The following is a 9,153-nucleotide window of genomic DNA, read 5'->3' on the forward strand; positions in this document are numbered from 1 at the left end:
GTTCAAACTCCCTTAGTCCCTCGATACCACCGAAACGCAGGTGCCACAGCCGTTTTCGCCACAATTCCAGTTTCACGCTAACCTCGCCTCCCCGCGCGGATAGGATACCGAAGCGCTTCGGAATGCCGAAAGCCCCGGCCGGAGCTCCGTTCGCCCCATGAACGGTGTCCTCGACGACATCCAGGCGCGGTGAGGAATCGACGTGCGGAGAATCGACGAAGTGATGTACGGGTCGTGCGTGACGCGCGACGCGTTCGAGTTCGCGCCCAAAGGCGCTTTCCGTCGATCCGCATACGTGGCCCGCCAATCGATGATCTCGATCGATCGCCCAGCCGCGGTGCCCGCCCTGGAGACGTTCGTGCTCGATTCCAGATTCCAAAACCGTCTCTTCCACGGGGACCTTCGCGGCGATGCGATTGATCGAGTCGTCGAATCGGCTGCAAAGATCGCTCACGATGACCTCGCCATCGTCGTCGACCTCGTCGACGAGCGAGGAGGGATATTCCTTCACCCTTCGGGCGCGGTGCTCACACGGACGATCGACGGCCACGATAGCGGCGCCTACGAGCTTCTCGACGACGAATGGACGCTCCACGGCTTCGGGTCGATGAAGCACTGGACGCTCTACGCCGCTGCGGCCGAACGGACGAAGGAACGCCTCCAGGAGGCCGGTCTCTTCGACCGCGTCCGAGTACTCACAGTGAAATGGGCCGAGCGGGATGAAACGGGTGCCGATACGAGAGGTTCGTTCGGATTCTTCGCCTCAACCGCAAACGAGGTACTCGAGGGCTACTATGAAACCCTTCGGAACGGCGGGTGGCGCCTCATCGCACCGGAAGCCCCGCCCGTCGCCGATGCCCATCACAAGTGGGGTGCCGCCCCCTTCCATTACACACGTGAGTACTATGACGCCATTAACGCCGCGATTGTCCGTTCATACAACGAGTAGCCGCCTCCCGCTTCCCGCATGCGGTCCGAGAGACGCGCGACTGCGCTGATGCGCTCGAAGTCGTCCCACCACCAGAGCCCCTCGGAAGAGAACGATCTCAATGCGCATCCTCGTTGTTGCCCAGACATGGGAGCCTGAAGAAGGCGTTCCCCAGCGTCGTTGGGCGTGGCTGACCCGCGCCCTCACCGCTGCGGGCCACGAGGTCCATGTCCTCGCTCCCCCGCCCCACTACCCGACCGGGCGCCTCCTCTTCGGCGACCCCGAGTACCAGGTCGGCGCTGTCGCTGAGGGGCGCAATGGCGAGGTCATCCACCGTACCGACTTCGCCGGTCACGACCCGACGCTCTACTCACGGATGATCAACGAAGAGAAGGTGATGGCATCCCAGGTCCGCATCGGTCGGAGCCTGGCCCGCACGTGGCGCCCCGACATCGTTCTCGCCACCTCGCCACCGCTCCCCGTCGCCGTAGGGGCCCGCGCTATCGCCGCCGCCGGCCGCGCTCCCTTCATCCTCGATCTGCGCGACGCCTGGCCGGATCTTCTCAACTACATGAATGACTGGGCGCCGACGACCGGCCGACCCGCGCGCCAGGGAATGTACAAGCGTTACGCGTTCCGCGCCGCCGCCACGCTCGGCGGGCAGGTCTTCAACCGGGCGGTTCGCAAGGCGAGCGCCGTCGTGACGACCACCGAGGCCTTCGAGGCCCTTCTTCGCGCCCGGGGAGTCAATCGAACGCTGACGCTCCGCAACTTCGGCGCACAACGAGGCGTACACCTCGGTCCCCCTGAGGACCATGACGAGCTCCGCATCCTCTACGTCGGGACGACGGGGCGCGCTCAGGAGCTCTCGAACGCCCTGCTCGCCCTCGCAAGCGCAAGGGGGAGAGGGATCGATGCGCGCATGCGCATCGTGGGTTCGGGGGCGCACCTCAAGACTCTCAAGCACAACGCCCAGACGCTTGGTCTGCCCGTCGAGTTCTTCGACCGCCTCCCCTTCGATGAAGTCCTCCCTCACTACGAATGGGCGGATACCGTCCTCGTGCACCTCCAGAACTGGAGGCCGATGGAGTACACGGTCCCCTCCAAGCTCTACGAGGCGATGGAGATCGGACGGCACATCACCCTTTCCGCCAACGGCGAGGCAGCACGCATCATCCAGGCCTCCGGCGCGGGCACGACCGTTCCCGCGATGGACCGCGATGCCCTCGCATCCGCGTGGGAGGCCCTGGCCAGAGACCGTTCGCTCATGAACGTTTCAGGGAAGGGAGCGGCTTGGCTCGACGCACAGGGGAGCCCGGAGGACAATGCGGAGCGCTTCGTCCGCTTCGTCGAGGAGATCGCCCGTGCAGCGCGCTGAGACATGTGAAGGAGCCGCAATGCGCGCTGCGGATCGCGTGATCGCGATCCGGCGGGCGACCGCGAACCTCCTCTCCCGGATCCCGCTCCTCGCATCCTCAGCTGCGCGAATGGCGACGGACGACCCGGCCCACTTCGCGATCCAAGTCGCCCGTCGAATCCCCCGAAGAGTTCGCGACCTCGCTTCGCAGATCCCAGCGCCAAGCACCGCGGGATCAACTCCGAGGGCCTTGTGGATGCTCGCCCTCGACCGTTCCTCCGCCCTCCGAGCAGAACTTGAGGATTCACCCCGTTCCTCACCCCTCCTCGATGCCGCTCGCGTCCAGGTGGGCGCCCGTCTCCCCGAAGACGCGACCCCCACCGCCCGCGCACGCTCCCTGTGGGAGCAAGGCGATCTCGATGAGGCGATCGCCATCGCCCCTGCGAAGCTTCGTCGGCGTCTCGAAGCCCGTCTGCGCGTCTTGACGCCGGGCACCGCGATTGAACTCAGCAGCCGCATCGCAACGGCCCCGGCCGAAGAGCGCCCTGGAGACCGCCCGATGCGCATCCTCCACGCCCTCACGAACTCCCTCCCGTGGACGAACTCCGGCTACGCCATCCGATCCCACGGTGTCCTCACCGCGCAAAGACGAGCGGGCCTCGAGGTCGAAGCCGCGACGCGGCTCGCCTATCCGGTGACGATCGGCCGCCCCTGGGCCTCCGATGAGGACCGCATCGATGGCATCGTCTACCGACGCCTCCTTCCCCTGCGCCTGCCCGCCCTCGAGGACGACCGCCTCGCACTCCACGCCAGACTCCTCGCGGACAAGGCCGAAGCCTTCGGCCCCGACATCATCCACACGACGACGAACTTCCACAATGCGCTCGTCGCCCGCGCCGTCGCACGCTCACTCGGCATCCCCTGGGTCTACGAATTCCGCGGGGAGCTCGAAAAGTCCTGGGTCGCGAGGCGCCCCCACGAGGAGGAGGCGCGCGCACTCGCCTCGCAGCGCTATCGGCTCATGCGCGCCCGCGAGACCGAGCTCGCGATCACCGCAGACGCGGTCGTCGCGCTCTCGCGGCACCAAGCCGACTCACTCGTGAGGCGCGGCATCGCAGCCGAGAAGATCCTCATCGCCCCGAACGCGGTCGATGACGCCCTCCTCGCCGAACAGCGTGATCCGCCCGCCGCGCGCACCCGCCTCGGACTCCCACCGGGCAAGCGGTTGATCGGCACGGTGAGCGCGATCGTCGATTATGAGGGACTCGACGTCCTCGTTGACGCGGTCGCCGGGCTCAAAGCGAGCGGTCTCGACCTCATGTGCGCGATCATCGGTGATGGCGTCTCTCGGGAGAGCCTCATTCAGCGAGCCCTCGCTCTCGGGCTCGTTGTCGCGAGGAGCACGGAGGAGATCTCCTCCAGCACCGACATCCTCCTTCCCGGACGGGTCGCTCCCCAGACCGCCCTCGACTGGTACCGCGCCCTCGACGTCATGACGATTCCCCGCCGCGACACCCCCGTCACCCGGGCCGTCACCCCCATCAAAGGACTTCAGGCGATGGCTCTCGGGATCCCGCAGGTCGTCTCCGACCTGCCCGCACTCGTGGAGATCGCGGCCTCGGAAGGGCAGGGCCTCGCAGTTCCCGCTCAGGATGGACGGGCGCTCGCCGACGCGATCGCTCAAGTCCTCGACGACGAAGCGCTCGCCAAAGACTTGTCATCAGCCGCACGGACAGCCGCGTCGCATCGAACGTGGCGGGCCCTCGGCTGCATGTATGCCGAGTTGTACACTTCGCTAGTCCCGTAACCGCCTCGAACCATGCCGCATTGAATGCCCCCTCCGTCACGCCATTCTCGCCGAGCAGGTCCGTTCTGCATCCGTCTCTCCGCAGTACCGCAGAACCGGGCCAATCGAAAAGACGAGCGTCTAAGAACCGCCCTCGAAACCAGCGGGCATGATTCACAATCGTTCACTTATCCTTCATCCAAGGATCCGCTTTTACCGACAGGAAAGGCTTCGGAGCCGTCATGACAACTGTGATTACCTATGGCACCTTCGATCTGATGCACGAAGGCCACGTTCGTCTGCTCGAGCGCGCCAAAGCATTGGGCGACAGACTCATTGTCGGCGTGACAAGCGACATCTACGATGTGCAGCGCGGAAAGCTCAACGTCTCTCAGAACCAGCTCGAACGCGTCGCCGGCGTGATCAAGACCGGACTCGCTGATCAAGTCGTCATCGAAGAATACGACGGACAGAAGATCAACGACATCGAAAAGTACGGCGTCGACGTCTTCGCGATCGGGTCGGATTGGCGAGGCAAGTTCGACTACCTGGAGGAATTCTGCCAGGTTGTCTACCTGGAACGCACCCACGGCGTTTCGAGCACGATGCTTCGAAATGAACGGAACACTCGCGTCGTGTTTGGCATCGTCGGAGCCGGTCGAATAGCACGCCGTTTCGTCTCCGAAGCGCGAAGGGTATCAGGCGTTGAGATCTCCTCCGTCTACGACATCGACGAATACGCCAGCGCGAACCTGGTATCGGATCTTGACCTGGATTCTTCTGCCGAGAGCTTCGATCAACTGCTCGACACGTGCAATGCCGTATACATCGCCACACCGCATGAGACGCATTACGATTATGCGCGACGAGCATTATCGGCTGGCAAGCACGTCCTCTGCGAAACTCCGCTCACCCTCAGCCTCCGCGAATCGAGCGAACTCTACGCCCTTGCGGATAGGCGAATGCTCACCCTGCTCGAGGCCGCGAAGACGGCATTCTTCCCAGGCTTCCGCCATTTGGTTGAAACCGCCCGAAGCGGCGGCATCGGAAGGATCTGCGCAGTCGACGCCACCTTCACGAAGCTGGTCCCCTCGGGCAGAGAGACGCAACCGCCTCACGGGGGAGCGATCTCGGAAATGGGGACGTACCCCCTTCTCGCAATCCTGAAGCTGATGGGAAGGGCCTGCTCAGGCATTGACACCTTCTCAATTCAGGACCCGAACACGGGGATCGACCAATTCTCCCGAATTCGAATTTCCTACCCGAACGCCATCGCGACGGCGACTGTCGGCATCGGAGTGAAATCTGAGGGGATGCTCGTCATCTCAGGTACGGACGGCTACATTTACGCACCCGCACCCTGGTGGAAGACCACGGAGTTCGAAACGCGTTTTGAAGACACCCAGAGGAATCGGAAGCACTTCTTCGCGCTCGAAGGAGAGGGCCTGCGTTATGAGATCGCAGAATTCGCTCGAATGATCCATAACGGAACTCGATCCGCATATCAATGGCGACCGGACGATTCCCTCTGGGTGGCGAAGGTCATTGAAGAAGCCAGAAGGGGCCTCACCAACGGGTGAAACGATCCTCAGCGGGATCCGTGGCGGTATCGCCCGCCCGCCCGCACTGCGCTCAGCGGCCCTTCTCGATCGAAGCCGCGGGCAGGTCCCGCGCGGATCTGCGCACCATCGGCGATTGCCGACTAGCGGAGGTCATACCCTCCATCGATTTTGATGATTTCGCCGTTGAGGTACTTCGAATCAATTGCGAACATGAAGGCATCAGAGATCTCATCTGGGCCGCTGAACCTTCCGAGCGCAATCTTCGATTCGATACTCGCGCGAATCTCAGCCGGCTTATTCCGCTGCCAATCGGTGTCGACAAAACCAGGCGCCACGGCATTGACTCGGATGTTCAGAGGCGAGAGGAACTTGACCAGATTCTCGACGAGCGCGTGCACGGCAGCCTTCGTGACGCCGTACGACAACACCGTCCCATGCGGACGGATTCCCAGCAAGGAACCTGTGAACACGATGCTCGACCCCGGAACGAGAACGTCTCCAGCCAGATCCTGAATGAGGAGGGTCGGGAAATGGACATTCGCCTGAAAGACTTCCATCCAGCTCTTCTGCGAGATCTGACCGAATGGCTCCCGCTTGGTGATTCCCGCATTCAGAACAAGGACGTCGACCGCAGTTCCACGCTCACGCAAATAGGCGCTGAGCCGGGGCACCGACTCTTCCTTCGACGTATCGAGGGCGAGGACCGCGACCGACTCCGCTCCCAATGCCCGTAGTTCACGCTCCGCTCGCCCCGCGGCCTCTTCGTTCGAGTGATACGTGAGGATCAATTCGCACCCGCGGCCCGCAAGGCGCTTGGCCACGGCGAATCCGATCCCGCGTGTTCCGCCTGTAATCAATGCGACTGTCATCTTCTCCACCTTCGGTTGACGCCGACTCGATTGATCGGACTCGCTCGGCCCGATTCTAAGTCTTGCGCCACGGCGGTTCGACGAAGGTCCGAGCGATCGAGCCGCGCCGCGCGCTTCTCGCCCCGATGCGCCTTCGCGGTGCCGGGTTCTCCTGTTCGATCGTCACGAGAAGAACAGCCCGCATCCCGATGCCATCTTCCGGCCCGCCCCCGCGTATGCGACCATAGGCCCATGAGCACAACTCCTCGTTCGCGCGTGTCCGCGCGATTCGCTGCCATCACTCCCTCCGCGACCCTCGCCGTCGACGCGAAGGCGAAGGCCCTCAAAGCCCAGGGGCGCCCCGTCATCGGCTTCGGAGCGGGCGAACCCGACTTCCCGACTGCCGACTACATCGTCGAAGCGGCCGTCGCCGCCGCCCGCGAACCCGCCATGCACCGCTACACGCCCGCATCCGGCCTTCCCGCGCTGCGCCAGGCGATCGCCGACAAGACCCTGCGCGATTCGGGCTACGAGATCGACGCCGCCCAGGTCCTCGTGACCAACGGCGGCAAGCAGGCCGTCTTCCAGGCCTTCGCCTCGATCCTCGACCCCGGCGACGAGGCACTGCTCCCCACCCCCTACTGGACGACCTACCCCGAGGTCATCAAACTCGCCGGCGGCGTCCCCGTCACCGTTTTCGCGGGCGCCGACCAGGACTACAAGGTCACCGTCGAACAGCTCGAAGCCGCGCGCACCGAGCGCACGAAGGTCCTCCTCCACTGCTCGCCCTCGAACCCGACCGGCGCGGTCTACACGCCCGAGGAGACGATCGCGATCGGGCAGTGGGCCCTCGAGCACGGCATCTGGGTCATCACCGACGAGATCTACGAGCACCTCCTCTACGAGGACGCCGCCCCCGCCCACATCGTGCGCCTCGTCCCCGAACTCGCCGAGCGGACGATCGTCCTCAACGGCGTCGCGAAGACCTACGCGATGACCGGCTGGCGCGTCGGCTGGATGGTCGGCCCCCTCGACGTCATCAAAGCGGCGACCTCCTTCCAATCCCACCTCACCTCGAACGTCTCGAACGTCGCGCAGCGCGCCGCCCTCGAGGCCGTCTCCGGCGACCTGACCGTCGTCTCCGAGATGCGCGGGGCCTTCGACCGGCGCCGCCGCACGATCGTCGACATGCTCTCTTCGATCGAAGGCTTCGAGGTGCCCGTGCCCAAGGGCGCGTTCTACGCCTATCCGAGCGTCGAAGGCGTCCTCGGCAAGCAGATCCGCGGGCGCGTGCCCACCACCTCCGCCGAGCTCGCCGACCTCATCCTCGACGAGGTCGAGGTCGCGGTGGTCCCGGGCGAGGCCTTCGGCCCCTCGGGCTTCCTCCGCCTCTCCTACGCCCTGTCCGACGCCGACCTCATCGAAGGCGTCGGACGCATTCAAGAACTGCTCGCCGAAGCGAAGTGAACTCGAAACGGCGCGACTCCGATACCCTCACTGGTGTCGGGTCGCGCCTCGGCGCGTCCGGCCCAGGACATGGAGGAGAACGTAATGACTGAGCACCCCACCCCGATTCCTTCGCGCGCAGCGCTGCACGCAGCCAGACCGACGGGACGGATGAGCGGAGTGAAGAAGGCGCTTCTGATCCTCCTCGTACTCCTCCTCGTCCTGGTCGCGGGGGGCGCAGCGGCCTTCTTCGGACTCCGCCACTCGATCAACTCCCAGATCAGGCATGTGGACGTTTCCGTCTCGAAGCCCTCGACGTCCCAGACGCCCCAATCCGGACCCCAGTCGAGCGCTTCGGGCCCCGGGACCACCTTCCTCATTCTGGGATCGGATTCGCGCCAGTCCGGCGGCGACCCCACGAATTGGCAGGCCGGGGCTCAACGCTCCGACGTCTTGATCGTCGCTCAGATCGAGGCCGATGGGAACGGCATCAACCTCATGTCGATCCCGCGCGATTCCTGGGTCGACATCCCCGGATACGGGACGGCGAAGATCAACGCCGCATTCTCCTACGGAGGCGCCGATCTCACGATCGCGACCGTCGAGAATCTGCTCGGAATCCACATCGATCATTTCATGATCACGGACTTCACCAGCTTCTCCGAGCTCACCGATGCTCTCGGCGGCGTCGAACTCGACACCCCCGAGGGCCCCCGGACGATGACAGGAACCGAGGCGCTCGCATTCGTCCGCGAACGCTACTCCCTGCCCCGCGGCGACTTCGATCGCATGCAGCGCCAGCAGGCGTGGATGCGCGCGATCCTGAAGAAGGCCTTCTCGCAGTCGGTCCTCACCAGCCCCGCGAAGCTCTCGCAACTCGTGTCGATTCTGACCACCTACTCCGCACTCGATCAGAACCTCAACTTCGATTCCCTGCTCGCGATCGCCTCGGGCCTGACCGGACTGCGCTCATCAGGAGTCATGTTCTTCACGATCCCCTACCTCGGGACCGCCACCTCCCAGGACGGCCAGTCGATCGTCGAGCTCGATACCGCCGCACTGCCCGAACTCGCCCGGGCCTGGCAGTCGGGGACGGTCGGCGAATACGTCGCGAATCATCCGAATCTCGACTCGCTGAACTGACGGCGGGCGCACAACAATCGGAACGGCTGCGGCCCGCCCGCCCCGGCGAATGCCCACCCGACCCGCCGATCGATGCCCGCCCG

Annotated in this window: 7 protein-coding genes; 6 read left to right on the plus strand and 1 reads right to left on the minus strand. The window is 64.6% G+C overall.

Annotated features, from left to right (window positions below):
* Positions 1–202 precede the first annotated feature (202 nt).
* The 4 genes from ACQY7V_RS04025 (at position 203) to ACQY7V_RS04040 (ending at position 5,651) form a co-directional block, all read left to right on the plus strand.
* A complete protein-coding gene (locus ACQY7V_RS04025) occupies positions 203–949 on the plus strand; it encodes a DUF6270 domain-containing protein (protein WP_303775358.1) in 747 nt (248 codons plus the stop codon).
* Positions 950–1,049: 100 nt separating this feature from the next.
* Positions 1,050–2,306, plus strand: coding sequence for a glycosyltransferase family 4 protein (locus ACQY7V_RS04030; RefSeq protein WP_428639011.1), 1,257 nt, complete (start codon positions 1,050–1,052; stop codon positions 2,304–2,306).
* Between the two features lie 19 nt (positions 2,307–2,325).
* Positions 2,326–4,092 carry a glycosyltransferase family 4 protein gene (locus ACQY7V_RS04035; protein WP_303778106.1) on the plus strand — a complete coding sequence of 589 codons (1,767 nt, stop codon included), beginning with the start codon at positions 2,326–2,328 and terminating at the stop codon, positions 4,090–4,092.
* Between the two features lie 221 nt (positions 4,093–4,313).
* Positions 4,314–5,651 carry a Gfo/Idh/MocA family oxidoreductase gene (locus tag ACQY7V_RS04040; RefSeq protein WP_303775249.1) on the plus strand — a complete coding sequence of 446 codons (1,338 nt, stop codon included), beginning with the start codon at positions 4,314–4,316 and terminating at the stop codon, positions 5,649–5,651.
* 122 nt (positions 5,652–5,773) lie between these two features.
* Here the strand turns inward: ACQY7V_RS04040 and ACQY7V_RS04045 are convergent, their stop codons facing one another.
* The gene (locus ACQY7V_RS04045) at positions 5,774–6,502 is read right to left on the minus strand and encodes an SDR family NAD(P)-dependent oxidoreductase (RefSeq protein ID WP_303775247.1); all 729 of its coding nucleotides are present in this window, start codon (positions 6,500–6,502) and stop codon (positions 5,774–5,776) included.
* 231 nt (positions 6,503–6,733) lie between these two features.
* Here ACQY7V_RS04045 and ACQY7V_RS04050 point away from each other — a divergent pair, with 231 nt between their 5' ends.
* Positions 6,734–7,948, plus strand: coding sequence for a pyridoxal phosphate-dependent aminotransferase (locus ACQY7V_RS04050; protein WP_320835814.1), 1,215 nt, complete (start codon positions 6,734–6,736; stop codon positions 7,946–7,948).
* An 84-nt stretch (positions 7,949–8,032) separates the two neighbouring features.
* Positions 8,033–9,070, plus strand: a complete 1,038-nt coding sequence (locus ACQY7V_RS04055) for an LCP family protein (RefSeq protein ID WP_320835815.1) — start codon at positions 8,033–8,035, stop codon at positions 9,068–9,070.
* The last annotated feature ends 83 nt before the right edge of the window (positions 9,071–9,153 follow it).

The sequence above is a fragment of the Schaalia sp. genome, from assembly GCF_050312375.1.
In the GTDB taxonomy this organism is placed as follows: Bacteria; Actinomycetota; Actinomycetes; order Actinomycetales; family Actinomycetaceae; genus Pauljensenia; species Pauljensenia hyovaginalis.